The sequence below is a fragment of the Shewanella sp. SM71 genome (genome assembly GCF_025653905.1).
GTDB classification, from domain to species: domain Bacteria; phylum Pseudomonadota; class Gammaproteobacteria; order Enterobacterales; family Shewanellaceae; genus Shewanella; species Shewanella oncorhynchi.
The window spans coordinates 1-26446 of record NZ_JAKKRW010000029.1; the positions used below are offsets into that span (position 1 = coordinate 1).

A 26446-nucleotide genomic window follows, 5' to 3' on the forward strand; every position below is an offset into this window, starting at 1 on the left:
GCCAACTATTCGTTCATTTTTCAATAAAAAGAGTTCCGACCCCGGTAATTGCTTCATCAGTAGCGACAACACTTTATGCATATCTTCGGGATGGCAATAACAGTCGAGATTTGAATAATATCCGAAATAAAACCTGTCTGTATCACACGATATATATGGCCTCTTGTGGGTCACTTTTATCATATGGGGGTGTCCACGCTTGATAGCACTTATTGAGGTGGTTTCTACATTTTTAAAACCAGTAAAGAAAAATGCCCCCAGAGCCATTCCGCCTGCACCAATCAGCGCTGCTGGGCCTAAAAAGGCCACCCCGACAATACAAACCACCACCCCAAACCAAGCCAGCCCACGCACTACCGCGTAAGCTGCATCCGGAATCGCGTCATGATAGGTGGTAACTAAACCCTCGGAGGTGAGCCGATAATGGTACTGTTTGTCTGCAAACCAGAGGTAACGAGCAGATAAGCACATAATTAAAGCCATGATGATTAACCCTATACCCAAGCTAGTATCGCCAGATAGCAAATAGCACCCTATAAGTGCTACGCAACCACACGGGATCAGGAAGGTTAACCAAAATAGACCATACACAGTCGCTACCTTAATATCCCACTCATAAAGCGTGGGCGCCTCGCGCACCCGCTGCTGACGCAGCTTGTAGAGCCGGTCTTGCTCCTCTTGGGGTAATTGCAGGTACTCACTTCGCGGCAGGTCTTCATACCGACTGTCGTCCAACAGTTGTGTCTCTTGCTCTGTCGACGCCAACTGCGGCGCAGCTCTCTTATTCATATAGCTATTCCTTTGCTGTACCCACGGACTGCATGGTCATCGTTAACCTACCCACACGGCTCGTACTTAATGTCTTCTCACCCTTGACGACCTCGCCGCTAAAGGTCTGTTAGCCTGCATCCAGATAATGGTCGTAATTAGCGCCAGTAACAGGCGCGAGAAAAAACGTTAACTGGGCAGGGGATTCTCAGGGGAAAAATCTGACAATTGGACTGGTTCGCCTGACTCAAATGACGCAAATGGTACACCATCTAACACGCGCTCATTTTTAAATACACGGATTTCAGAATCAGGTAACTGCGTCATCAGTAATGACAAGATAGTGTGCATCTTATCCAATGGGCAATGAAGACGAATACTTGCACGTAAGCCCATTGTTCGTACATCCGATTGGCAGGCAATAAATGGACGATTCCGCGTTACCTTAATCAAATGACGATACCCATTTTTTATAGGACTCTCGTAAGTAATCTCTACATTTTTAAAACCAGTAAAGAAAAATGCCCCCAGAGCCATTCCGCCTGCACCAATCAGCGCTGCCGGGCCTAAAAAGGCCACCCCGACAATACAAACCACCACCCCAAACCAAGCCAGCCCCCGCACTACCGCGTAGGCGGCATCCGGTATAACGTCATGATAGGTGGTAACTAACCCCTCGGTGGTGAGCCGATAATGGTACTGTTTGTCGGCCAACCAGAGGTAGCGGATAAATGGCGCAAAAATCAATGCCATGAAAAAAAAACCATACCATTGGTCAGACTCATACCAGTGTGCCACCAAGCCAATCAGCACCATTATACCGCAGGGAATAATGACAACGAGCCACCCCATGCCATACACGGTCGCTACCTTAATATCCCACTCATAAAGGGTGGGCGCCTCACGCCCCCGTTGCTGACGTAGCTTATTGAGCCGGTCTTGCTCCTCTTGGGGGAATTGCAGGTACTCACTGCGCGGCAGGTCTTCATACCGACTGTCGTCCAACGGTTGTGTCTCTTGCTCTGTCGACGCCGACTGCTGCGGCGCTGCTTTATTGTTCATCCTGTTACCTCTCGGTAGACTCTACTTGTAGCGTGGCCATCGCCAAGCGTAAATCCAGTCATCCATTTTAAATCAGCAACATAATATGCTCTCGGCCTACCCTCAAGCGAATATTTACTGAAACAGTTTTAAGGAAAGTAATAAAAGTAGCTAGATGGCCAGCGAGGGAAGTGGAGACTGATTTTAAAGAGTATGTTCAAAACTCATCTGAGTTCTGCAAGAGCACGGCATACAAACCTCAATGATTAATACCAATCCAAAACAAGAGTCGCCGTTAACAACTAGGTTATTGAGGTTGGCTGTATCTCGTTTCTGTTGATGAATAATTGACAGATATAATCATATAGTTAGAATGCCAAGCTGTTGAAACAGAACAGGTTGGCGTCAAATGAAACCAGATCTGGTTCCACATCACTAACGCTCTCAGTTGATCAAGTAAGTAGGTCATACCGAAGCAATACAGTTTTTCACATATAAACAATGGAGTGGTTATGCGTTGGTTGACTTGGTTGGTCGTGTGCTGTTCTCTCACGGGATGTGCAACGATAACGTCGAGGATGGGAGAAGATTCAACTTGGGGTCATTCTTTCTCAAGTGTGCAAACGGCTGTTGATAATGGCGAGGAGTGTATGATTATCTCCGCGTTGGCGGCCCCGCCCTTGCTGCTCTTTACCATCCCGCTGACACTCGTTGATATGAGCAGTGCGTTGATCATCGATACTGTTATGCTACCTGCAGATTTAGCGATCACGCCCAGCGATCCCAAGCTCCACACCCCGCGACCTATGGTCTGCCGCTATGACTACAAGATTTAAGCATGATCGCACCCAATAAATAACCTCAAGTTGCCTGTGTGACGGTGAGTTAACGCCGGCATACGGGAACGACCATGTCGCGGTTTGCCTCCCTGAGTGTTGTGCCTTGTTAGTTGTAATTACGTGGTACAACCTAGCCTAGCCTAGCCTAGCAAGCCATTTTAAATCATTTAAGTTAGCGATTTGCTTTAATCACATCAAGTAACAACTTGATATCAGCCATATTGTTATAAATATGCGGAGAAATCCGGATCCCCATACTGCGGGCGTCGACACTAATATTCGCGTTCGCCAATGCCGTCATCATTTGATGCTGCTGTTTACCAAACTGCAGAATAAGCGTGCCGCTGCGCTTTTCAGTATCCCGCGGCGACACAAACTCATGGTCGAGCTCTTGCGCCACAGCATCAATCAATTGCTGATTGTATTTACGCAGCAACGGAGTACCTAAACCAGCAAGATAATGAATGCTATGGGTGGCAATGGCATAAGGCGCGATTGATGGTGTCCCTCCCCAAAAGCGCAGTGCGGTATGCTGGTAACGAAAATCATGGATATCAAATTCGAACGGATTCTCGTGGCTAAACCAACCCACATCTTTAGGCTGACAACTATCCAATATGGCGGGATTAACCCAAAGATAGGCAGCACCAGGGCCACCGCAGAGCCATTTCACACTCGAACCGATTAAAAAATCGGGTTGTAGGCGCGCGAGATCCAGCGGAATAATCCCCGCCGATTGCGCTACATCCACTAAGCTCAAACAGCCTCGCTCACGGGCTATGGTTAAAATATTGGCTAATGGCGCCTGCTGCCCCGTATTCAAGTAAGCATGGCTGACAAACACCAGATCCACATCGCGGCTGATATGCGCATCCCACACATTAGGGTCGGTGATATCGAGCCCTTTAGGAATAAAGCGTACTTCGCAACTGGCAGGCAACGCTTTTTTAAGGGCAAAACCCATGCTGGGAAAATCAATCTCACTCATTAACACAACGGCGTGTTCGCGGTTCAATCTGTCGAGGGACATGACAATTTTAGTCAGCGCACTGGAAAGATTGACCTGAGGGCAAAAATCCTTTTGGTGGCCGTTAAATAACTTAGATAAAGCAAAGGTAAAATCATCAATCACACCCAACCACTGGCCCCAAGGTTCACGCCCTGACTCCTGCCAAGGCGCAAAAAAGGCTTCTTTAAAGACCTGCTCGGTCGATTTTAATGGCCGGCCAACGGAATGGTTTAATAGATATCCTGGACCTGCTAGGTAAAAGTCCTTTTTAAAATCTTCAAACATAGTGTTATCTCAAACTCTCTTTTAGTTTTTTAATATCACAATAACGAGTCCGAATATCGCTGCGTTGAGCGGCGGCGCGTCTGTCTCTGAGTCGCTCCAATGAGCCGAGTAGCACATGCAGTGGCGGACCACTCGCGGTAACTTTAGCTAAATGCTGCTGCTCCATACTTGTCGAAGGCTCAGCAATATATTTAGTCACTAACTCATTATGGTGCTGAATCGCAGTCTCGCCATGTAATTCGCAGACTTCGATAAAGAGTCGCAAGTTTTCTTGATACCAATCTTGGGTTGAGCAGTCTTTTGCCTGCAGGAAGTCATCCATCAAATTCGGCCGACGCATGCACTCGCGCAATATCTGTTGATCCTCCGGCATCATGTATAAAAACTTGTCCACCAGCATTTGCGAATAGGAGGCTTCGTTTGCAAAACAAAGACCTAGCGTTAAATCGATTACATTAATCCCCGCAAAATCCCCGGCGTTAGCGCCGCGATAAATGACCGAGCCCACCCGATAAGGTTTGTAGTAAGGGCGAACACAGTAAAAGAAACGGTCCGTATCTAGTCGATTAAATAATTGGGTATTCGACTCAATCACATCTTGCAAGGCCTGTTTAGCGACTCGCAGTAAATCGTGACTGATGGGATGGGAAATGCCCAAAGGCTGGATCTTCAATAGCGCATCGGCGGCGCGTTTATAGGCCAAAATGCCCTTAGTGTTGTAATCCACAAACAGCTTTTCAGCGGACAGATCGGTAAAGCGCTTATAAATGCCATTGTGGGCACGATTGTGAGTAGTTAAATGTGCGGTGGCAAAACGCGGCGTGACGCCTATTGAAGCGCCAATATGCATGGCGAGCGCAGAAGCCTCAGCTAATGGCGATGTCGTTTCCCGCGAGGGCTCAGTAATTTCATGGCGCCGACAGGCCGCCATATACAAGCCCACATTGCCGAGTAAATCGAAGGCACTGTCGAAACCTTCATCAGTATTCCCCTCATCGAGCAAGGTTTTAATCAACTCTCGCCCTTCGCTCTCCAGCGCCAACTTAGCTTCTGCGCCGATATCGAGCACATTGGCCCGATCTGTTTGTTGGTAGTAAAGCTGTTCGAGCTCGGAATTGAGTTCCACAAAGCGGCTGCGGATCCAATCATCAAAGGCTTCGGTATTAAAGGTGGCAGGTTTCACGGGCTTATCCTTGAGTATTGTTATCGTTCTTTTAAACGGAGTGAGCTCAAAGCGTTAGCCCAATCCGTAAAACTCGTAACCAGAATGCAACTTATCGCCACGTGTTTCTAGCGTTAGGTCAAATTTCCGAAAAAACTAATGCCATTTTTTATTTACACCATGCGCCAGCGCAATTTTTCAAACACTTTTACTCCGCAGAATGTTCCTGAAGACACTCATCACTCAACTAATAGCTAAGCGGTAAGTTCCGCAGAGGTAAATCGGATGATTTTAATGGAATTTATAGTAGTGCTTAGCTGCCTACTGCTAGGTACCCGCTACGGCGGCATGGGATTAGGCCTCATCAGCGGTATTGGCTTATTTTTACTGATTTTTGTTTTCGGTTTAGCGCCGGGACAACCGCCAGTGCAAGTTATGCTAACCATACTTGCAGTCATTGGCTGTGCAGCCGTATTGCAAACCGCGGGTGGATTAGATGTGATGATGCAGTATGCCGAGCGCTTACTGCGCCGTCATCCACAATACATCACGATTCTAGCGCCGCTGACCACGTGGACGCTGACCTTCCTTTGCGGTACTGGCCATGTGGTTTACACCATGTTCCCAATTATTTCCGATATCGCGCTGAAGAAAAATATTCGCCCAGAGCGCCCAATGGCGGTGGCCTCTGTCGCCTCACAAATGGCGATTTGCGCTTCGCCTGTGTCGGTAGCAGTGGTGTCTATGGTGTCGATTCTGGCATCACAACAGGGTGTAGGCCGCGCTTACAATCTGCTCGAAATTTTAATGGTGTCAGTGCCAGCATCGCTTTGCGGTGTCATGGCTGCTGCACTTTGGAGTCTGCGTCGTGGTAAAGATTTAGATAAAGATGAAGAATTTCAAGAACGCATTAAAGATCCAGTCCAAAGAGCCTTTATCTATGACAAGAGCGAAACCCTGTTAAATCAAAAATATCCGAAGGAAGCTTACTGGGCAACGGGGATTTTCTTCACCGCTATCGCTGCTGTGGTACTGTTAGGTTCATTTAGTGAATTACGTCCCGCCTTTGACGTTAAAGGTAAATCGACCTTGCTCTCGATGAACTTAGTGATCCAGATGATGATGTTAATTGCAGGTGCATTTATCCTGATGACCTGTAAAGTCAAACCGACTAACATCTCTAACGGTCCCGTTTTTAAAGCGGGCATGGTGGCAATTTTCTCAGTATTTGGTGTGGCGTGGATGAGCGATACTTTCTTCATCAGCCATATGGATGTACTGCAAGAAAACCTGTCCCATGTAGTACAAAGCCAGCCTTGGACCTATGCCTTAGTGCTGTTTCTCATCTCTAAGCTTGTTAATAGCCAAGCGGCAGCACTCACAGCAATCGCACCTATGGGACTCGCCTTAGGGGTCGATCCAAAACTCTTAATCGCCTTCCTCCCTGCAAGCTACGGTTATTTCGTGCTACCAACCTATCCAAGTGATCTAGCCTGTATCGGCTTTGACCGTTCAGGTACGACTAAAATAGGTAAGTTCATTATTAACCACAGCTTTATCATTCCAGGCTTTATCGGTGTAGCGACAGCATCGGCTGTCGGTTATCTACTCGCAACCGCTTTACTCTAACCGCCAAAATAACAAAGGCCGCTGATGCGGCCTTTGTTTTAGATAACCTTAGATCACACAAAAGTATTAACCTGTGCCAATATAAAACCCATACCCTAGACGTCCATGTTCTTCAAAACATAAAATACGCAGCCCGAAAGTGAGATAAGTATCTTACTCAACAACTCTTTTTAGCTTGCCGTACTAAAGATGATTAGACGCTTATCCATTCTATTAGCATTTTTCACGATACTGATGGGGCTCGTATACTGTGCCTACAGTCTGATAACTCGGATTAACTTTAATTCCCACCATCAAGTAGGAGAAGTCATCGACACTCTAAACGGGGTTAATATCTATTATAACGGAGGAGTTAATACCCATTCAGGACGCAACCTATCTATAGATGGTTATAACTTAGGTATTCAATATCAATGTGTTGAATTTGTTAAACGCTACTTTTACCAACGCTACCAGCATAAAATGCCTGACGCTTTAGGCCATGCTAGAGACTTTTTTGATAACAAGTTAAGCGATGGCATGTGGAATGAAAAACGCGCTATGCGGCAATACACTAATGCGAGTCAGACCAAACCTATGCAGGATGATCTACTCGTGTTTTCTCCATGGATATTTAACCCCTATGGTCACGTTGCAATCATTGCCTCAGTTACCGATAGCAGTATTGAAATTGCCCAGCAAAATCCCGGCCCCTTTGGCCCATCACGCGAACGGTTGGCATTAATTCAACAAAACGGCCTCTGGTATATTGATGCGCCTCGAGTAAAGGGTTGGTTAAGATGGCAGGCCCCGGAAATCACGGCATCCCCGATTGCAGAATCCGTAAATACGCCATTCCCCAATAAGGTTCACTGAGAAATAACAATAATGTCAGTATTAACTTGGATTAAACAACGCCTTGCGCGCAACAGTGATAGCCTCAAGCAATCTAGGCCACAAACTGAGTTACACACTGTTTTTCATCAAACCCAGATGCCCAATATCAGCTTGCCAATCATACAAACCTATCCACTCGTTGTACCTATGGACAGAGAAGATATTTTTGCATATCAATTGCATTGCTTGCTGACATACCAAGGGAAAGAGGCCTTAAACACTTTACTTAGCCAGGCAAGCTTTAACACATTGCCCGAGCAAACGGTCAACTTTAACGGTTTTATCGAACATCCAACCCAAGCGACCTGCGTATTGCTGAACCAATATGACGATTTTGCGGGTGTGTGCATAACCTTAGTGACCAATGACAAACCCTTGTTAGAAGCATTAATCAGATTCAAATCCGCCCCGCCCAATCCATGGGAAAGCTTTCCCAATATCGATCCCGATACCCTCGGCAGTCTTCAAGGTAATATCGACTTTTGGTGCAGCTATTTTTGGCGCCCCTATTGGCTATCACTCTCAGAAACTGAGCGCTTGCAATATCCTGAAAGTTGGCGGGAATTTAGCGAGTTTCATTAAAACTTAAGGTACGCAAACACTTAATGCAGGATAAAAAATGAAATTGAAATATGTTGGATTAGCACTGACGTTACTGCTACTTGGTGGTTATCTGATCCCTGAGTCACCCGCGATCCCAGTAAAAGGTGCCAGCAGTAAAGATTGGAACAGCCAAACCTTTTGGTATGAACCTTGGGGTCCATCGGGCGTTCACAAGGGGATAGATATTTTCGCCGCCAAAAACACCGCAGTGATTGCGCCAACGCCTATGCTGCTCTTGTATCGAGGTGACTTCTTCAAAGGAGGAAATGTAGTGGTTGGTTTAGGTCCTAAATGGCAAATTCATTACTTTGCCCATTTAGCCCAAATTGAATCAGCCACGGGATTGATTACCTACCAAGGTGACACTTTGGGCACTGTCGGCGATACGGGCAATGCACAAGGTAAACCGCCCCATTTGCACTATTCCATTTTGAGCTTATTACCTAAACCTTGGCTGATGGATACTTCAACCCAAGGTTATAAAAAGGCCTTTTATCAAAACCCTATCGAGTATTTAACTGCACTATAGGCTTAACGACTTACTTTAATCAGCTTATTGGCAGTGCAATATCAAGCTGAGGTTCTGCGGTTTTTGATGGGGTTTCATGCTCAACTGCCGCAGTTAATGCTTCTCTCTCTGCCTTCGCAATATATTTAGGTTTATTGCTAGATTGCAGTTTGGCATTGGCCTTTTTTGCCTTGCTCTTCAAGGTTTGATTAATCTTCTTTTTACGGTTCATCAGAGTACCAATGCGAGATACGATATAAAGGGGCGCGATTATAGCCTTCCATCAACGCGCCAGACAATCGAAAGCACTAAAGCAAACGCGTAGCCCAATCAAATAATCAAACCTGCGGCTAAAACATAGGTCTCCTAAATCAAAGACAAATGCCAAAAAAGGTAATGCCTTACCGACATGAAATCGCATTATATGTATGGCCTTTACGGTAAAATCTCTCGATACCGAGTGCTGTGTCGCAATTTATTCATACTGTCGTCAAATCATGCAATTTCCTGTATGGCGTGACTAGACAAGCTGTAATTCCTCCCCTAAAATCGCGAATAATAAAAATCGTTATCATTTGTAATACAATTTAATGGAATATTAACCTATGCCAAGGGAGCCGGTGTAACAAACTCATTCGCCCTTAGCAGGAAGTTATATGACATTCAAAACCTCGTTTGTTGCTTTAGCCGTATTGGCAGCGTTAACCCAATCCGCTGCGGCCCAAGATGCCACCGACAACAGTCCAAACAACAAAAATAAAGACATAGAAAAAATCACTGTCACCGCGAGTCGAATGGATAAATCTCCCAGCTCGATCCCCAATACTGTCACTATCATCGACCGCGCCCAATTAGAAGAACAGTTCCGCACCACTAAAGATTTATCGACTATTATCGGTAACTTAGCGCCTAGCTTTTCACCGAGTCGCCAGAAGATGAGTAACACAGGTGAAACCCTGCGTGGTCGTCCGCCATTGATTATGATCGACGGCGTGCCTCAATCGAACCCACTTCGCAGTGGTGGTAGAGAGGGACAAACCATAGATCCTGCCATGATTGAGCGCATCGAAATCATTCACGGCGCCAATGCCATGCATGGTCTCGGTGCCCAAGGCGGCATCATCAACTACATCACTAAAAAGCCAACAGGCGACAGCGAACAGGTTGCTAGTTTCGATGTCACAGTGCCTGATTCAATGAAATCCAATGGCTTAAGCTTTGGTGCTAGCTATGCGTTTTCTGGCGAGTCAGAATTTATCGACATGATAGGTTCGGTTAGCTACCGCAATAATGGCGTCTATTACGATGCCAATCATAACGTAGTGGGTGTCGACACGACTCAAGGCGAGTCAATGGATAGTCAGAGTAAAGACTTCTTCATTAAGCTTGGCCATAACTTCGATGAGTCACGCCTTGAATTAATGGTTAACCATTACAATGCAGACAACAATGGCGATTGGATGCCCGTTGCAGGTGACAAGCCCAATGGTGTACCCACAGGTGCAGTTAAAGAAACTCAGCCATGGGAAGCCGCCAACAACCAAGTGACCACCACAAGTTTGACTTACACCCACGCCAACATTGGTGGCCAGCAACTTAGCCTGCAACTCTTTAATCAAGATTTTAAAGCAGTTTATGGTGGTGGCTGTTTCGATAGCTTCTACGATCCATCCTTCGAAGGCAGCGACCAAGTCATCCAATGCGGTGTCGGCAGTAAAGGTGAAAGCTTGTACTACGAGCAATCGCGTAACTCTTCGGTTAAATGGGGTTTAAAAAGCGCCTTGATCGCTAAGGATATTGCCGGTTCAGGAATTGATGCGGCCTACGGTGTCGACCTTTTCCGCGACACCACTGAGCAAGATTTAGTAAAAACTGGCTTTTCATGGGTTCCCGAAAGTACCTATGACAACGTTGCGCCATACTTGCAGTTAGATTATGACTTAATTGAAAATTTAACCTTATCGACCGGTGTTCGTTACGAACATGCCGAGTTAAGTGTCGATGACTACAAAACCCTATGGGGTGCAGGCAATAAGCAAATTGCGGGCGGTTCAGCCACCTTCGATGAAACCTTATTTAACGTCGGTATCTCTTATAAAATCACTCCTGACATTCGCGTTTATACCAGCTATAACCAAGGTTTTGGCATGCCGGATATCGGCCGAATTCTGCGTGATGGTAAAAGCTTCCCCGGCGACAATCCCAGCATAGATGGCTCACTGGCGCTCACGCCGATAGTCACAGATAACGTTGAAGTCGGCGCCGATTACCAAGGTAAATACTTAAGCGCTAAGCTAGCTTACTATCGTTCCGCTACTGATTTTGGCTCACGTTTGGCCTTAAATAGTGATGGTTTCTACGACGTGAAGCGCGAAAAGAGTGTGATCGATGGTATTGAAGCCAATGTCACCGCCTACATTACCAGCAATGATGATCTCGGCATGAATATCGCCTTCCAGCAGGGCGAATACGATTCAAATGGTGATAGCCAAGTCGATACCGATCTCGATGGTGCAAATATTTCACCAAACCGTATCAACCTGTTCTGGACCCATAGCTTCGATAATGAAATGTCGACCCGCGTTCAAGCCAATTACTACATGGACCGCGATTTTAAAAACGCGGCGGGCAATAAGTATGCAGAGTTTGATGGTTACACGACAGTCGATGCTTCCTTCTCAATGCCGCTTTACACTGGCACCCTGAGCCTAGGTTTGCAAAATCTATTTAATAAGGATTATTTCAATTATTACTCACAAACCATGGGTACAAATGATCGTTATTTCAAAGGGATGGGACGTACTGCAACAATAGGCTACACCTTGCCTTTCTAAGTGAAAGACCCATTTTGAAACATAAAAAAGCGCAATTACATTGCGCTTTTTTATTGTGTGGAAGAAAGCAAATTATGCCTTGGTCACGACCCAGAGTGCGTGTAATAAACCAGGGAACCAGAACAGTAAACATAACACTATGTTTATTAGCAGATCTTTACCCGCTCCCGCCTTCAAAAATACAGCAACTGGCGGCAATAAAATCGCAATAATGACTAAAAGTAGTTTATTTGTATCCATAACAGAACATCCTCAAAACGGAGATTGTAGGCAAATCAACAAGATCTAACTTCGCAGGAAGACTCAGAATTTGCAAACCTTTTAGTTTGCAAGGCGTAAATAATCCCAGCCGCAGCCTAAATGAAGGCCCTTACCATTCCCTAAAATGAAAAAGGATATTCAACTCATTATCTGTACAAAGTAGACTAAGATATCCAGCAAACTCCAACCGAAAATCCCTAAAAGCATCTATAGTTAAAGAAAAATATGAAGTAAAAGAATGATATTTGATCCCCAAGCCTTATTACTCATCAAGTTTATTTGCCTGCTTACTAGCACGGCTGCCGTCGCATGGGGACTCATTGCACAACCTTTAAAAATTGCCACTCAAGCCAGTATGCGCTTTTCTCTGGCGAACTTGTTCGTCCTCCTTGGCATCATACTCAACAGCCAACGCACCGAAGCCTCCAGTTACTTTTTTTGGTTCTGCTCGGATATGGCGATTTTATTTGGCTTCATTCTAGCGCGTTGGGGAACAAAGGCGCTTTTTAGACTCAAGCCCAGCGTAAAATCGGATCTTATTCTTTTAGCACTCACCGCTGGTGTGATGCTCTTGGTTCCACCTAATTTCAGCTCCGAACGCATTTTGGCCATCGTATTCTCAGCCTGCGCCGCGCTCATTTTCGCCATGTTAACTCGAGATAACTATCTTGCCATCAAACGCGATACGGGAAATCGAGTTGCCATCGCTATGGTCATGCCCTTAGTCGCCATGGTGGGTATTTTTATCATTCGTATCTTTATCGCCTTACTCTCTCCCGAAGAAAGTTCGATGTTTATCGCCATGCACACGCAAGAAGCCATACCTGTGCTTTGGTTCTATGTATTTCTGGCCCTATTGATCAATATCGTGATGATAGGTAATGCCATGACTCGGCTTGTCAGTAAAATCCGCATGTTAGCGGAGCGGGACCAACTTACAGGCCTGTGGAATCGCCGTGCTATGCATAAGTTTTTAAACAATATCCATCAACGCTGGCTGCGGGATAAAGTACCTTACAGTATGATTTTATTGGATCTTGATCATTTTAAAGATATCAACGATCAATATGGGCACGATGCGGGCGATCTCGCCCTGCTGACGGCGGCGAGACTGTTTGGATCGGTATTGCGAGAAAATGACGCCCTATGTCGTCACGGTGGAGAGGAGTTTCTGGTGATTTTACCCGCGACTGATGCACCCGCGGCCAGAGTCGTCGCCGAGAAACTACATCAAGTACTTAAGGACAATTCATTTATCTGGCAAGGTGTTACGATTAAAATCTATGCCAGTTTAGGTTACGCCACGATTTATCAAGGATGCCAACCTGACAAACTACTCATTCAAGCAGACCAAGCTATGTACCGCGCAAAATCTGAAGGCCGAGACCGTATTTGCCAAGCTTGTTAGGCTTTTGCAACATAACGCTGCAAAGATTAATCTCCTTTCGCAGGCCAAGCCAAAGTATCGGGCTCACGCCATGAAACTAGCGCCTCAGTGACACCTTCAGCGTCAAAATGCTCACCTTGAGTCGGCAAATCCCGATAAGCGTAATCACGCCAACCTGTCACGTCATCACCATAGCGAAAATGCAGACAATATGCATGCAGATAACACCGATCCGCGGCCTCTCCGCCGTATAAATCATCCCCTAAAATGGGTACACCTAAGCTCGCCAAGGCGACTCTTAATTGATGGGTTTTACCTGAGTGAGGTTTAAGCAAATATAAACGCAATCCCTCGCCAACACTCAAGGAGAAAAACTGCGTAATCGCTGGATTCTCTTTAGTCCGCAGCAACTTAAACATGCTACGACGCGACTTTGCCATGTCCCCAATCACCCAGCCTTGCTTCTTCTTCGGCTTGCCTTTCGCGAGGGCGAGGTAATATTTCTGCACTTTATGGGCGGTAAACAGCTCAGTAAATTGCTTGGCGGCGACCGCGCTCTTAGCCAGAATCAACAGACCGGACGTGGGCGTATCGAGTCGATGAACAGCAAAAAGCTTAATCCCTAAATCTTGCTCAGCCTGCGCCACCACGCCTGCAGTCCCATCCTGACTGTGGAAATGCACTTTGGCTGATTTGGAAATAACAATAAAATCAGCCTCATCGGCTATGATTCGATACATGGAGTACTCGGCGTTGTAATGCGGATCATCGACTTAAAACTGAATAGTGACGACTAAGCCAGGATGATTATCCGTGAGATTAATTTTGGCATTGTGCCGTGAGAGAATCGCTTTGACCATAGATAATCCTAAACCTGTGCCCTGTAAATGCCGGCTGGGGTCGAGGCGCACTAAGCGTTCGAATACTCTTTCTTTACTATCATCTGGAATACCGGGGCCATTATCGCGGATCTGAATTTGCGGGCCTGACTGAATAATCTCAATCCGCGCACCTTGGCCAGAATACTTCATCGCATTATCGACAAGATTATATAAGGCTTGGAACAATAAGTATTTATCACCAAAAACCTTATGGTCAGCCAGCAGCGATAAACTCAAGGTTTGCTCGTTAGATTCAGCCACAGCATCGGCCATATCCAATAAGTCAGTACACAGTTGCGCTAGGCTTAACTCCTGCAAATCGAGTGTCTGCTGACCTTCTTCGATACGCGTGAGCGATAACATGGCATCAAACGTCGCTAAACAATGATCGAGTTCCTCGGTCAAAATGGCGCAACCTTCGCTAATCTCGTTGCTCGGCTTACTCGCTAACTCTTCAATACCAATACGGATATGTGACAGTGGAGTACGTAAATCATGGGCGATATTATCGGTCGCACCACGCACTGCCATCAGGTTATTTTCGAGAATATCCAGCACATTATTAAACTGCAGCGCCAGCATATCGAACTCATCCTGACGCCAACTCAAGGGTAAGCGGGTGTCGTAGTGACCGCGTTCAATCTGTTCACTCAAGCGGTTGTATTGCACTAATCGACGTAAAATCGCCTTAGAAAACAGATAGCCGAGCGCTAAAGTCAACACTACGGTAAGCATGACAGCCGTTGCAGCGGCACTGATAAACTTATCAATTAACGTCGCTAAGTTATCGGTACGGGTCGCAATCAACACAGGGCCATAGCGGGTCATCACCAGACCGCCAGTAAGAATATGCAGCTTATCTGGGCCACCGGTTAAGATAGGAAAATCCCGCGTTTGCGGCAGCATGGGCATGCCTTCGGGCATAAAGCTCAAGGCACCGACCATATCGTAGCTATTACGCCAAGCGATCAGGGCCGTTTGTGGATCGGCGGCGCGGATTTGAGCGGCAAAACTACGGCGATCAACCGTTAGGGCAAGTTGCTGATAACGTTGGGTCTCTGACTCTAAATATTGAGTCACTTGATACTGCTGCTCAATAATCAACTGTCGATAAAGGGCAAATAGCAACGCCCCGATGATCACTATCACTAAGGTCGAAAAAACGATTGTGATGCGCCAGGCGCTGCTTTGGTAAGGCTTAATGCCTTTGTCGTAAGCGATAACCCGCTCCCCTCACGGTTTCGATAAGCTCGCCATGGCCTAACTCTTCAAATTTACGGCGTAATTTTGCGATATGCACATCGATGACGTTCGTGCGCGGATCGAAGTGATAATCCCACACTGCTTCGAACAATAAGGTGCGGCTAATAACTTGATTAGCATGTTCCATCAGATACTTAAGTAACTGGAACTCTTTTGGCTGTAGCATCAACTCCTGCCCGTCTAAAGTGACATTACGGGTCAGTAACTCCATCTTCAAACCACCAACAACGAGATCAGTTGTCACAGGCACAGATTGCCCACGGTGCATCAGTTTTTCAGCGCGAACTAATAACTCGGAGAAAGCAAACGGCTTAGTCATATAGTCGTCGCCGCCCGCGCGCAGGCCTTTCACTCGCTCATCAACGTGCGCTAAAGCGGATAAAATCAGCACTGGGGTTTGATTGCCCGTTGCCCTTAAGGCGGCCAATAATTTTAAGCCATCGAGCTGGGGTAACATGCGGTCGAGGATCACGAGATCGTACTGACTACTCGTGGCGAGTGACAAACCTTGGTGGCCATCGCTCGCCGTTTCGATATTGTGGCCCTGCTCAAGAAATCCTTTGACGATGTAATCAATCGTCGTCGCATCATCTTCAACTAAAAGTATTTTCATCTGTATGTTGCGCTCCTCAATCTTAAGCACTCGTGTGAGCACTCGATTGACTTAGATATTTCAATCCCACTTGAGTAAAGGTAACGGTCGTAAATTTTCGACATCAAAGGCCAACTTAAACTTACCCGTATCGTCTAGCAGCTTAAGTTCTAAGTAACTGATACCTAAGTCGTGGTCTAATTTTGCTTCGGTTAAGAAGGCTTTATGATCTTTAGTGGCCTTAATGATTAGACCTGAAAAGGTTTGATCTTTTGCCGCGATCATACGCGTTGCCTCAACCTCACCCAGATCATCGGCGCTTACTTTACTCGCCTTTTGTTTCAGTAACTTACCATCACGTGCACGATATTCAAACCGCGTTATAGAGTTTGCTAAAGGATTAATCAACTCAAATTGATAGACTAATTCACCCTCTTGCTCTTCCATATGAAATTCGGCAATCACACCGGAGAACCCTTTTTCAATCTGCTGCATAACGCTCAACGGCGGTACATAGTCTCCACCCGCAAACATCGAATACATGCTCTGAGCCGCCGTTGCGACACCAGATACCAACATGAATCCTAGCAACCATAGTCTCATGGCCCCTCCATATAAATCAGCTAAGTTTGTATCTTATGAGACAATCAGTTAGAAGTCGATGGACCTATTGCGCCTGTATGCAATTCCAAGCTAATCCCTCACAATTTACCACTGGATATAGAATCACACTGTGTCAGCGTTAACTCTGGTTCGGCCATCAATTGATCTGAAATCCAACGTCAACAGAACCTAAATCGCTGATAAGCCAAACACTCAATCATTTTGTGGCTAATGTGCTAAGTCTACCTAATACCAACTTAAACGCCGATGGAAACAAGATTAAGCTTTGATCATCTGAGGATTTTTAAACATGACATTTTCAGTAATAACCCTCAATTTCGCCATTTAGAATCAAGAGGATTGAATTTTAGCGGGTATTTTAGTCTATCTGTGTCATTAAAAAGTGGGATTGGCAAATAAATCGCCCTCGACTAAAGTCAGATAACTTAGCATCAGGTAACGGTATTTTTTAATCGGAGCGAAAATGAAACCAGTCATGCGATGGATAAGCTTAAGCTTGTTATTAATAGCAGCATTAAGCGCTTATGCCTATGGCAGCGCCACCAGTGCATTGGTGTTCATCATCTTAGGAATGCTATTGGAAGGGACATTTTGGATTGGATTACTCGGTATAAAACGTCATTAAATTACGACATCACGTTATTCCAAAATATGAATTTGTTCGGATTTGAGTGCCACCGTAGTTTGCATCCCCTTAGTAAGAGCAAGCTTTTGGGCAAAATGCAGCGAGACTTCAGTGTTAAGTTGTAATGGGGTGCTAGTGATGTAGCAGATAAGCCGAACGGATTCGCCCATCACCAGCATAGCGTCGATCGTGACATCTAATTTATTAAAACTGCGGCATAAACGCCCTTTGGAAATCGAATTAAAACGAATACCTTGATTGGGGATAACCCAACGGACTCGACTTCCCACAGGGCGCTCTTTGCCATAGTCGCAGGCAATTAGCTGCTCACCAAATTTAAGCCAAGTGAGATTTTTAGTGCTGTCTTGAAATACCACTTCACCATCAAAAATATTTCTTAGCCCCATCTGCCTAGCCACAGCTTCATTTCGTGGCCGCGATAACACCTCGAAAGGTGCACCTTGCTGTAGCATCTTGCCTTGGCTGATCAAAATCATCGAATCAGCCAGCAGTAAGGCTTCATTTAAGTCGTGGGTGACCATAATCACTGGGCAAAGTAACTGTTCTTTGAGGCGCGCAAGCTCAAGGTATAAACGCTCGCGAGTTTCCCTGTCCACCGCAGAAAAAGGCTCATCCAGCAACAAAACCGACGGTTCGCGGGCAAGCGCTCTGGCAAGCGCAACGCGCTGGCGTTGGCCGCCCGATAAATGCGCCGGTAATCGATCGGGTAATCCCTGTAGATTGACCCGTTCGAGCCAATCTTTCGCGCGCGGAATGCGCTCCGCCTTGGGAATATGATCAAGTCCAGCGACTACATTTTCTAAGGCAGTGAGATTCGGAAATAGGCCAAAATGCTGCGGCATATAACCGATATGGCGTTGCTGCGGGCTTAAGGCGATACGCGCTTTATCATCAAACCAAGGCCGATCGCCAAAGTAGATTTGTCCCGTATCGGGATGATTCAACCCAGCGATCATCCGTAGCAGTGTGGTTTTTCCACCGCCAGACGGCCCGACCACAGCAAGTACTTCACCCGCTTTACAGCGAAAATCGGCGTTGAGTTTAATGTGTTTATGATTTTGGATCTGACACTGCAGATCAGCGATGATTTGCGCCACGCTGACCTCCTAAACGCCGCGATAGACTGGTTGTTAGTGCTAACGCCGTCACGGCAAACAGCAATAAGACTAATGACATAGTGCCAGCGGCATTAAAATCGAATGATTGCACACTGTCATAAATTGCAATCGAAATCGTCTTAGTCTCGCCAGCAATATTGCCGCCCATCATCAGCACAACGCCAAACTCCCCAAGCACATGGGAGAAGCACAGAACTAATGCCGTTAGCACACCCGGCCACACCATAGGCAATTCAATTTTAAGTAGAATTTTAAGTCGACTCATGCCGCAACAAGCGGCTGCGTCGCGAACATCATTCGGCACAGCTTCGAATGCGCGTTGTATCGGCTGCACAGCGAAGGGAATATTGACTAAAACGGAGGCGATAACCAGACCAGAAAAGTGAAACACGAGTTGCTGACCCATGACTTGCTCAATCCATTGTCCGAGCCAACTTTGACTGCCAAGCCCCACCAGCAAGTAATAACCAATCACAGTTGGCGGTAATACTAAGGGCACCATGATCAGCGCCTCGACCCAAGATTTGCCGACAAATTGACGATAGGCTAATGCCCGTCCAGCCAAAATAGCTAAAGGAATCAACACTAAAACTGTGATGCCACTCAGCTTGACCGATAACCAAAGTGCCTGCCAATCCATCATGGTTGCTCTGGCAATGAAAAACCATAATCGGCCAAAACACGACGGGCACTATCGGCTCTTAAATAATCGTAAAAATGCTGAGCAGTTTCACTCGCCTTGGCCATTAATGCCATACGCTGAAACAGTGGGCTATGCATTTTTGCTGGCACTATGGCGTAATCACTATGTTTGGCAAAAGTAGGAGACATAGCTAAAGAGAGCGCAATAATCCCGCCCTGGGTTGAACCACTAATCGCAAACTGCCCTGCTTGGGACACATTTTCCCCAAGGATCAATTTAGGTTGAATCACATCCCACAACTGCACAAACTGCAATGCTTCTTTGGCCTTTTCGCCATAGGGAGCGTGATCAGGATTAGCAATAGCAAAACGGGTAATTTTTCCTGCAGTGAGTGCTTCAGCTAACCCCTTAAGTTCAGGATCAACGGACAAACGACCAGTTTTAGGTACAACAATAGCGAGTTGCCCTTGGGCATAAAGCACGCCAGCATCGCGGGCAACGCCAGCACTATGCAATTGTTGAATATATTTTTCATCCGCAGATAAAAATAATTCATAGGGCGCACCGTTTTGGATTTGAGTAGCAAAATTGCCCGATGATCCATAGGATATTTTTACTTTTAGCCCAGTTTCATTGGTAAATTTTTGGCTAATATCATCGAGGGCAAAACGTAAATCTGAGGCAGCGGCAATTGCGGGAATCCCTGTATTATCCGCCGCTCGACTGAACGATGGCGCGACCGCCAAGCACCAGAGTAATGCAAAAACACAGGTATGGAAGAAACGGGTCAAACTCTGCATTGGGTCACCTTAGTGCAATATTCGCGCGGGTCTTAAACTGGCAAGCTGCGTTGCGACTACGAGTATCTCTGCCACGCGACTAGTCTTTGTGTTGCCATAGCTTAGCCGCCTGTTCATCGGCATCTTTCGCTTCAACCCAACTTTTACCTTGCTCGCCCGCTTCTAATTTCCAGAATGGCGCTTTGGTTTTTAAAAAGTCGATTAAGAATTCACAGGCAGCAAAAGCGGCCTTGCGATGGGCGCTGGTTACGCCGATAAACACAATCTGCTCACCCAGAGCCATAGTACCGACACGGTGAATAACCGTCACTTTATTGAGCGGCCAGCGGCTACGCGCCTCGGCAACGATTTGTTCTAACACGGCTTCGGTCATGCCCGGATAGTGCTCTAAGGTTAGGTCTGTCACCGCGGCACCATCGTTAAAATCACGCACTTTGCCGACAAAAGTGACTACGGCACCATCGCTATCATCTTGAGCTAGCAGGCGATATTCGTCAGAAACACTAAAATCGACCTCTTGCACTCGAACTGCGGGTAATAAACGCATATTAACCTCCTGTAACCGGTGGGAAAAAGGCGACTTCATCACCATCGTTTACAGGTGTATCCCATTGGCTAATGGTCTGATTTACCGCCACCAGCAATTTGTCAGAGGTTAATACTTTAGCCCATTTGTCGTCGGTTGCCGCCAGCGTTGCCCGTAATGCTTCGGCAGTTTGTGTCTGCTCGCTCGCCTCTAGGCTTAATTTAGCTGTGCCCAACAATTCTCGAACTTGAGCAAAAAACAACACGTTAATCATAGTCTTCTCTCGTTTTTGATACGCTAAACCTTAAAATGTCCCGACTTGCCGCCACGCTTTTCCAACAGACGGACTTGGGAGATCACCATATCTTTTTGCACGGCCTTGCACATGTCATAGATAGTTAACGCCGCCACTGAAGCTGCAGTTAACGCTTCCATCTCTACGCCCGTTTTGCCGGATAACTTGCACAGGCTAGTAATACGCACGCGGTTATGTTCAGGTTGTGCCTCTAAATCGACTTCAACTTTCGTTAGCATCAGCGGATGGCAGAGAGGGATAAGGTCTGAAGTTTTTTTCGCGGCTTGAATGCCCGCAATACGCGCGGTCGCAAACACATCACCCTTGTGGTGGCTGCCACTCATGATCATCTCGAGTGTCGTGCTCGCCATCTCGATAAAAGCTTCTGCACGGGCTTCGCGCTCGGTAACGGCTTTTTCAGTTACATCGACCATATGGGCATTGCCATCGGCATTAATATGAGTAAATACATTGCTCATTGGAGCGATCCTTTAATTGAGGTCAAAACAGGGTACAAGGGAAATTGAGCTTTTACTCGCGCTAAATTGGCTATAGCCACAGACCTAAAATCAGGTCTAGCCGCCAATAGAGGCAAGATGCTGAGTGACACCTGTGATGCCTTGATGCAAGTAATGGGTTTCTTTCTTCTGGGCTAATTGACCGTGCAGACGCTCAATTAATTCCGCTTGCTGGTTAGAATGCTGTAGCAGATCACGTAAATCGACACCGGATTCCGTAAAGAGGCACAAGTGCAATTTACCCTTAGCAGATACCCGTAAACGGTTACAGGTAGCACAAAAATTATTGGCATAGGGCATGATCAAGCCGATACGGCCCTGATAATCGCTGCGGCTGAAATTTTGGGCTGGACCATCGGAGGCGCTTGGCGTATCTAATTGCCAGCTATCTGCCAGTAACTGCGCTTTGATGTCAGCGCCCGCTAGATGATGTGCTTCAAAATACTCACGACCAAGACCCGTTTCCATCAGCTCGATAAAACGCAGGTCGATTGGCGTGTGTTTAATCCAGTGTAAAAAACGTGGCAAATCTTTATCGTTTAAGCCTTTAAGCAGTACGGCGTTGATTTTTACTCGCTCGAAACCTGCTGACAAGGCGGCATCAATCCCCCGCATCACTTCATCAAACTTATTTTCGCCAGTGATCTGGTAAAACATTTTGGGATCTAAACTATCCACGGACACATTGATACGACGCAAGCCAGCATCGAACCATTCTTTGGCATGCTTTTCGAGTCGATATCCATTAGTGGTCGTCGCAATAGTATGAATGCGCGGGTTATCAGCGACGACACGAATGATGTCGGTAAAGTCTTTACGCAGGGTAGGTTCACCGCCTGTAATGCGGATTTTTTGGGTGCCGACTTGGCTAAATGCGGAGACTAAGTTTTCTATCTCATTGAGAGATAAGAATTTTGGTTTACCTTCAGGATGATAACCATCAGGGAGGCAGTAACTGCATTTGAAGTTACAAACGTCAGTGACTGACATCCGTAAATAGTGAAATTTTCGACCAAAGCTGTCTTGTAATTGAGACATGATCACCTTTCCAAGTGTGGGAGGTGAGAGCATTTCTTATCCCACCCCGGTGGCATTATTACCACGGCTACACCTCCATATCTTTCGACTTAGGCAGGCAAGCTCGGAGAACCGTCGTCGGTGATTATAGGCCGAAAGTACTCACTAGCTATACCCCTAAACAGGTATTTATTAACCTAGATCACGCTAGCGTGAATAATCTGTGACAGTCCTCACCTAAAGATTTGTATTGAATTAGACTAAACAGCAGCTTAATCCACTGTGACCTTATCTTATTTTCAGGTAAGGTGGTGCAAGCAATAAAACGCCCGTTTACAAACTACAACACTCGATAAAAATCGGGGAAACGTGAAGGAAGAGGTGAACTGATGGAACGCGAATCAATGGAATTCGATGTTGTTATCGTCGGTGCTGGTCCAGCTGGCTTGGCCACGGCATGTCGATTAATGCAAATATCACAGGATTCAGGTAAAGAAATTACCGTCTGTGTGGTAGAAAAAGGCTCAGAAGTGGGCGCGCATATTCTGTCAGGCGCTGTGTTCGAGACAAAAGTGCTAGACGAGCTATTCAGTGACTGGCGCGAAAAAGATGCTCCAATAAAAACCGCTGTCACCCACGACGAAATTTACCTACTCAGCTCAGCCACCGACGGCAGAGTCATGCCTAATGCTTTTGTGCCAAAAACCATGCACAACGACGGCAATTTTATTATCAGCGTCGGTAATCTATCCCGCTGGCTTGCCAATCGCGCAGAAGAACTCGGTGTCGAAATATTCCCCGGCTTTGCCGCCAGTGAACTACTATTTAACGCCGATAACAGCGTTAAAGGTATTTTGATTGGCGATATGGGAGTGGGTGCCGATGGCGAACCCAAAGACAGCTTTATGCCAGGCATGGAGTTGCACGCTAAATATACCGTTTTCTCCGAGGGTTGCCGCGGCCACTTAGGCAAGCAACTTATCGAAAAATACCATTTAGATAATGGTAAAACACCACAGCATTACGGTTTAGGCTTCAAAGAAATTTGGAAAGTCCCCGCCGAACAACACGAACAAGGCAAAGTCGTTCACACTGGTGGCTGGCCATTAACCGAGGGCGCATCGGGTGGCGGCTTCCTTTATCACATGGAAGATAACCAAATTGCGGTCGGCCTTATTATTGATTTGAACTACAAAAATCCGCATCTGAGCCCATTTGACGAATTCCAGCGCTATAAAACCCACCCTGTGATTGCTAAGTATTTAACGGGTGGCGAACGCCTTAGTTATGGCGCACGCGCGATTACTAAAGGCGGCTTAAACTCGCTACCTAAGATGAGTTTTCCTGGCGGTCTTATCATAGGCTGCAACGCGGGTACGTTGAACTTTGCTAAAATCAAAGGCACTCACACTGCGATGAAGAGCGGGATTGTTGCAGCAGAAACCTTAGGTAAAGCCATGATGGCAGGGGTTGAAGGCGGTAAAGATCTCGACTGTTACCAAACCCACCTTGAAGAAAGCTGGCTATACGAAGAATTGCATAAATCCCGCAACTTTGGTCCAGCGATGCACAAATTTGGTACCTATTTAGGCGGCGCATTCAACTATATAGATCAAAACTGGTTTGGCGGAAAGTTCCCTATCACACTGCGTGATGAGCACCCAGACTATGCGCAAATGGCACCTGTGAGCGCTTACAGCAAGATTGATTATCCAAAACCCGATGGCAAGCTTAGCTTCGATAAACTGTCCTCAGTGTATCTGTCGAGCACTTATCATGAGGAAGATCAGCCCTGCCATTTACGTCTCAAGGACAGCAGCATTCCACTGGGCATTAACTTGACTCAGTTTAATGAGCCAGCACAGCGTTATTGCCCAGCCGGCGTGTATGAAATCGTCGAAGAGGCGGGTCAGCCCAAATTTGTGATCAATGCGCAAAACTGCATTCACTGCAAAACCTGCGACATTAAAGATCCGAGCCAAAACATCACTTGGGTTACACCGGAAGGTGGTGGTGGTCCAAACTACCCCAACATGTAACATTTGGATGATAAATGTAAATAATGGCGCTCAATGGAGCGCCTTTTTTTCACCTTTTACACGAATAGTTCACTTTTTTGCTTGCCCTTACTCGCGACATTGGCCACAATTGCCACACAAAAAAGAGTTCGTTTTCAATCACCATCTCATTTCCATCTATACTCTACATAATTAGATCTACAGCAAGACCAACAGGTTAGGCCAAATAAGTGTTCTATACGCTGTTTTATTCGGCAACCGGCCTAGACTAAGGTTAACTTTTAACATTTCTGTCCGATAATCTTTTACCGTACAAGAGTGCGTTGACCGATAACTCAAAATAGTCCAACACAGGCATATTGATATTTATGATATTTAATAACCTCACCATTAAGCAGAAAATTCTGTTAACAGTGACATTTGCAGTACTGTTGTCGACCATACTCGTCGGCGTATTAAGCCAACGTAGCGCGAAAAATGTCGTACAACAAAGGATGTTAGGCTCGGAATTACCGAGCTTAATGATGCAAATTCGCAATAAGATCGATCTCGACATTTCCACTTTGATGAATGCTGCAGAACAATTGGCCAGTAGCCGCATGTTACTGCAATGGCTCGAAGACGGTAGACCGCAGGCCCAAGAAACCCAAGTCGTAGCCCAACTCAAAGACATCACTAGTCAGTATAAGCTAGCGCAAGCTTCCTACGCCGACAGACAAACTGCCGCCTACTACACTCAGGATGGTTTTTTGCGCGTGCTCACTCCTGCGCAGGATGGCTGGTTTTTTGGTTACCGAGACAGTGGCCAAGAACGTATGTTGAACGTATTTACTGAGGCCAACGGCGAAGTCAAACTCTTCATCAACTACCAACAACCCAATGGTCGCGGCTTAGTCGGGCTCGCTAAATCACTCGATGACATGGTGCGTTTGCTGAGCTCGTTTAAAATTGAAGAAACCGGTTTAGTCTACTTAGTGGATGCTAAAGGTGAGGTAAAACTCCACCCAGATACGAGCAAAATTGGTAAGAGCAGCCTAAGCAGCTTATACAAGGATGCGAGTTCAAGCTCATTATTAAACCGCAGTGATTTCAATCTGATCAATACCAAAATCAATGGCGAAAACATGCTGGTTGCCAGTAGTTATATCGCATCTATGGATTGGTACTTAGTCGCACAGGTGCCCGAGGCCGAAGTATTCGCACTATTAACCGAAGCGGCTTATCAGATCTTAATCTGGACGCTAATCATTGCAGCGGGCTTTATTGTACTCGCCATCGTGGTGGCAGGTTCTGTGAGTCGTCCTATTGCCCAAGTTGCCGCCATGTTCCACGACATAGGCGAAGGCGAAGGTGACTTACGTCAACGTCTACCAGTCAATGGTGAAGATGAAATTGCACAGCTCGCCAAAGGATTTAACAGCTTTATCAGTAAGATACAGGAATCTGTCATCGAAGTGGCACAAACCAGCGAACAGCTCGGTTTCTCGGCTAAGGATGTGTCGAATCAGGCACAGCAAACCTTAGAAGACAGCCACGAGCAGAAAGATCGCACTATGATGGTGGTAACGGCCATTAATGAAATGGGCGCGACGGTTAATGAAATTGCCAGTAATGCCGCCCAAGCTGCGGTTGCCGCCAGAGATGCAGATACTGAAGCCAGCAGCGGCCAAGTTGTGGTAACCCGTGCCCGAGATACCATTAACCAATTGTCGAAAGACGTTGGCCAAGTGGGTGAAGTGATTGAGTCCCTCGCGACCCACACTAAATCCATCGGTGGTATTTTAGATGTGATCCGCGCTATCTCTGAGCAGACTAACTTGTTAGCACTTAACGCGGCCATTGAAGCAGCACGTGCCGGCGAAGCTGGACGTGGATTTGCTGTCGTGGCCGATGAAGTACGTAACTTAGCCTCACGCACCGCGGCATCGACCAATGAAGTGCAAGGCATGATCGACAAGTTGCAATCGGAAGCCAGCCGCGCGGTTAATGCGATGGCCCAGAGTCGTACCCGCTCCCACGAAGGCGTTGTGGCCGTCGATGAAGCCAGCAAATCGTTAATTGGCATTAGCGATCGCATTGGTCTTATCAGCGACATGAACATTCAAGTTGCTGCGGCAACGGAAGAACAATCCACAGTGGTGGAGGACATCAACCGTAACGTCACTGAAATCAATGACATTACTCAACGTACTGCCAATACTGCACAAGCGGCGGCACAGGCGAGTTTAGCCTTGAATCAACTGTCACACCGCTTAGATACCTTAGTGGCCAAGTTTAAGGTGTAAAACCTTAAAACTTACGCC

Annotated in this window: 27 protein-coding genes and 1 riboswitch; of the genes, 10 read left to right on the top strand and 17 right to left on the bottom strand. The window is 46.4% G+C overall.

The window, feature by feature from the left end:
- The coding region (locus L5L97_RS21130) for a hypothetical protein (RefSeq protein ID WP_263186858.1) at positions 1–789 on the bottom strand (789 nt) is incomplete at its 3' end.
- A gap of 168 nt (positions 790–957) precedes the next feature.
- Entirely contained in the window at positions 958–1773 is an 816-nt protein-coding gene (locus L5L97_RS21135) for a hypothetical protein (protein WP_263183875.1), read from the bottom strand.
- A 614-nt stretch (positions 1774–2387) separates the two neighbouring features.
- Here L5L97_RS21135 and L5L97_RS21140 point away from each other — a divergent pair.
- Entirely contained in the window at positions 2388–2645 is a 258-nt protein-coding gene (locus L5L97_RS21140) for a YceK/YidQ family lipoprotein (protein WP_251068942.1), read from the top strand.
- Positions 2646–2820: 175 nt separating this feature from the next.
- Here L5L97_RS21140 and L5L97_RS21145 read toward each other — a convergent pair whose 3' ends face one another.
- Both L5L97_RS21145 and L5L97_RS21150 read right to left on the bottom strand, forming a co-directional pair.
- Positions 2821–3942, bottom strand: coding sequence for an aminotransferase class V-fold PLP-dependent enzyme (locus L5L97_RS21145; protein WP_263183876.1), 1122 nt, complete (start codon positions 3940–3942; stop codon positions 2821–2823).
- Between the two features lie 4 nt (positions 3943–3946).
- The gene (locus L5L97_RS21150; RefSeq protein ID WP_105251111.1) at positions 3947–5125 is read right to left on the bottom strand and encodes a PrnB family protein; all 1179 of its coding nucleotides are present in this window, start codon (positions 5123–5125) and stop codon (positions 3947–3949) included.
- Positions 5126–5389: 264 nt separating this feature from the next.
- On the opposite strand from L5L97_RS21150, the gene L5L97_RS21155 reads away from it, so the two are divergent.
- The 4 genes from L5L97_RS21155 to L5L97_RS21170 all read left to right on the top strand — a co-directional run bounded on the left by L5L97_RS21155 (position 5390) and on the right by L5L97_RS21170 (position 8741).
- Complete coding sequence (locus L5L97_RS21155) at positions 5390–6733, top strand: anaerobic C4-dicarboxylate transporter (protein WP_105251110.1); 1344 nt, start codon at positions 5390–5392, stop codon at positions 6731–6733.
- A 189-nt stretch (positions 6734–6922) separates the two neighbouring features.
- A complete protein-coding gene (locus L5L97_RS21160; RefSeq protein ID WP_263183877.1) occupies positions 6923–7588 on the top strand; it encodes a CHAP domain-containing protein in 666 nt (221 codons plus the stop codon).
- A 12-nt stretch (positions 7589–7600) separates the two neighbouring features.
- Entirely contained in the window at positions 7601–8191 is a 591-nt protein-coding gene (locus L5L97_RS21165; protein WP_263183878.1) for a hypothetical protein, read from the top strand.
- Between the two features lie 37 nt (positions 8192–8228).
- The gene (locus L5L97_RS21170; protein ID WP_263183879.1) at positions 8229–8741 is read left to right on the top strand and encodes a M23 family metallopeptidase; all 513 of its coding nucleotides are present in this window, start codon (positions 8229–8231) and stop codon (positions 8739–8741) included.
- A 19-nt stretch (positions 8742–8760) separates the two neighbouring features.
- Here L5L97_RS21170 and L5L97_RS21175 read toward each other — a convergent pair whose 3' ends face one another.
- Entirely contained in the window at positions 8761–8952 is a 192-nt protein-coding gene (locus L5L97_RS21175) for a DUF2986 domain-containing protein (protein WP_263183880.1), read from the bottom strand.
- 424 nt (positions 8953–9376) lie between these two features.
- On the opposite strand from L5L97_RS21175, the gene L5L97_RS21180 reads away from it, so the two are divergent.
- Positions 9377–11554: a TonB-dependent receptor gene (locus tag L5L97_RS21180; protein WP_168826443.1), complete on the top strand. Its 2178-nt coding sequence runs from the start codon at positions 9377–9379 to the stop codon at positions 11552–11554.
- Positions 11555–11626: 72 nt separating this feature from the next.
- On the opposite strand, the gene L5L97_RS21185 is transcribed toward L5L97_RS21180, so the two are convergent.
- A complete protein-coding gene (locus L5L97_RS21185; RefSeq protein WP_006079767.1) occupies positions 11627–11794 on the bottom strand; it encodes a YqaE/Pmp3 family membrane protein in 168 nt (55 codons plus the stop codon).
- A gap of 259 nt (positions 11795–12053) precedes the next feature.
- On the opposite strand from L5L97_RS21185, the gene L5L97_RS21190 reads away from it, so the two are divergent.
- Entirely contained in the window at positions 12054–13223 is a 1170-nt protein-coding gene (locus tag L5L97_RS21190; RefSeq protein ID WP_263183881.1) for a GGDEF domain-containing protein, read from the top strand.
- A 26-nt stretch (positions 13224–13249) separates the two neighbouring features.
- On the opposite strand, the gene L5L97_RS21195 is transcribed toward L5L97_RS21190, so the two are convergent.
- The 4 genes from L5L97_RS21195 to L5L97_RS21210 are packed head-to-tail and all read right to left on the bottom strand — an operon-like array spanning position 13250 to position 16541.
- Entirely contained in the window at positions 13250–13942 is a 693-nt protein-coding gene (locus tag L5L97_RS21195; protein WP_263174609.1) for a TIGR01621 family pseudouridine synthase, read from the bottom strand.
- A 33-nt stretch (positions 13943–13975) separates the two neighbouring features.
- Positions 13976–15232, bottom strand: a complete 1257-nt coding sequence (locus L5L97_RS21200; protein ID WP_263183882.1) for a sensor histidine kinase — start codon at positions 15230–15232, stop codon at positions 13976–13978.
- Positions 15233–15281: 49 nt separating this feature from the next.
- A complete protein-coding gene (locus L5L97_RS21205; protein ID WP_006079763.1) occupies positions 15282–15959 on the bottom strand; it encodes a response regulator transcription factor in 678 nt (225 codons plus the stop codon).
- 60 nt (positions 15960–16019) lie between these two features.
- Positions 16020–16541, bottom strand: a complete 522-nt coding sequence (locus L5L97_RS21210) for a hypothetical protein (protein WP_131524044.1) — start codon at positions 16539–16541, stop codon at positions 16020–16022.
- 484 nt (positions 16542–17025) lie between these two features.
- Between L5L97_RS21210 and L5L97_RS21215 the strand changes: the two genes are divergently transcribed.
- Positions 17026–17187 (top strand): hypothetical protein, encoded by a 162-nt coding sequence (locus tag L5L97_RS21215; RefSeq protein ID WP_263183885.1) that lies wholly within the window; start codon positions 17026–17028, stop codon positions 17185–17187.
- A 14-nt stretch (positions 17188–17201) separates the two neighbouring features.
- Here L5L97_RS21215 and L5L97_RS21220 read toward each other — a convergent pair whose 3' ends face one another.
- The 7 genes from L5L97_RS21220 to moaA form a co-directional block, all read right to left on the bottom strand.
- Positions 17202–18305: an ABC transporter ATP-binding protein gene (locus tag L5L97_RS21220; protein WP_263183887.1), complete on the bottom strand. Its 1104-nt coding sequence runs from the start codon at positions 18303–18305 to the stop codon at positions 17202–17204.
- Positions 18286–18966 carry a molybdate ABC transporter permease subunit gene (modB, locus tag L5L97_RS21225; RefSeq protein WP_106648406.1) on the bottom strand — a complete coding sequence of 227 codons (681 nt, stop codon included), beginning with the start codon at positions 18964–18966 and terminating at the stop codon, positions 18286–18288. The genes L5L97_RS21220 and modB overlap by 20 nt, the downstream gene beginning before the upstream one ends.
- A complete protein-coding gene (gene modA / locus L5L97_RS21230) occupies positions 18966–19769 on the bottom strand; it encodes a molybdate ABC transporter substrate-binding protein (protein WP_263183889.1) in 804 nt (267 codons plus the stop codon). The genes modB and modA overlap by 1 nt, the downstream gene beginning before the upstream one ends.
- 79 nt (positions 19770–19848) lie before the next feature.
- A complete protein-coding gene (gene moaE, locus L5L97_RS21235; RefSeq protein WP_263147854.1) occupies positions 19849–20316 on the bottom strand; it encodes a molybdopterin synthase catalytic subunit MoaE in 468 nt (155 codons plus the stop codon).
- A 1-nt stretch (position 20317) separates the two neighbouring features.
- Positions 20318–20569 (bottom strand): molybdopterin synthase sulfur carrier subunit, encoded by a 252-nt coding sequence (gene moaD / locus L5L97_RS21240; RefSeq protein ID WP_006079756.1) that lies wholly within the window; start codon positions 20567–20569, stop codon positions 20318–20320.
- A gap of 23 nt (positions 20570–20592) precedes the next feature.
- The gene (gene moaC, locus L5L97_RS21245; RefSeq protein WP_006079755.1) at positions 20593–21069 is read right to left on the bottom strand and encodes a cyclic pyranopterin monophosphate synthase MoaC; all 477 of its coding nucleotides are present in this window, start codon (positions 21067–21069) and stop codon (positions 20593–20595) included.
- Between the two features lie 96 nt (positions 21070–21165).
- Positions 21166–22146 (bottom strand): GTP 3',8-cyclase MoaA, encoded by a 981-nt coding sequence (gene moaA, locus L5L97_RS21250; RefSeq protein ID WP_263164940.1) that lies wholly within the window; start codon positions 22144–22146, stop codon positions 21166–21168.
- Positions 22134–22267, bottom strand: a riboswitch (molybdenum cofactor riboswitch). It overlaps the preceding gene by 13 nt.
- A 247-nt stretch (positions 22268–22514) precedes the next feature.
- Here moaA and L5L97_RS21255 point away from each other — a divergent pair.
- A complete protein-coding gene (locus L5L97_RS21255) occupies positions 22515–24164 on the top strand; it encodes an electron transfer flavoprotein-ubiquinone oxidoreductase (protein ID WP_105251081.1) in 1650 nt (549 codons plus the stop codon).
- A gap of 347 nt (positions 24165–24511) precedes the next feature.
- A complete protein-coding gene (locus L5L97_RS21260; protein ID WP_263183890.1) occupies positions 24512–26428 on the top strand; it encodes a methyl-accepting chemotaxis protein in 1917 nt (638 codons plus the stop codon).
- Positions 26429–26446: the final 18 nt, after the last annotated feature.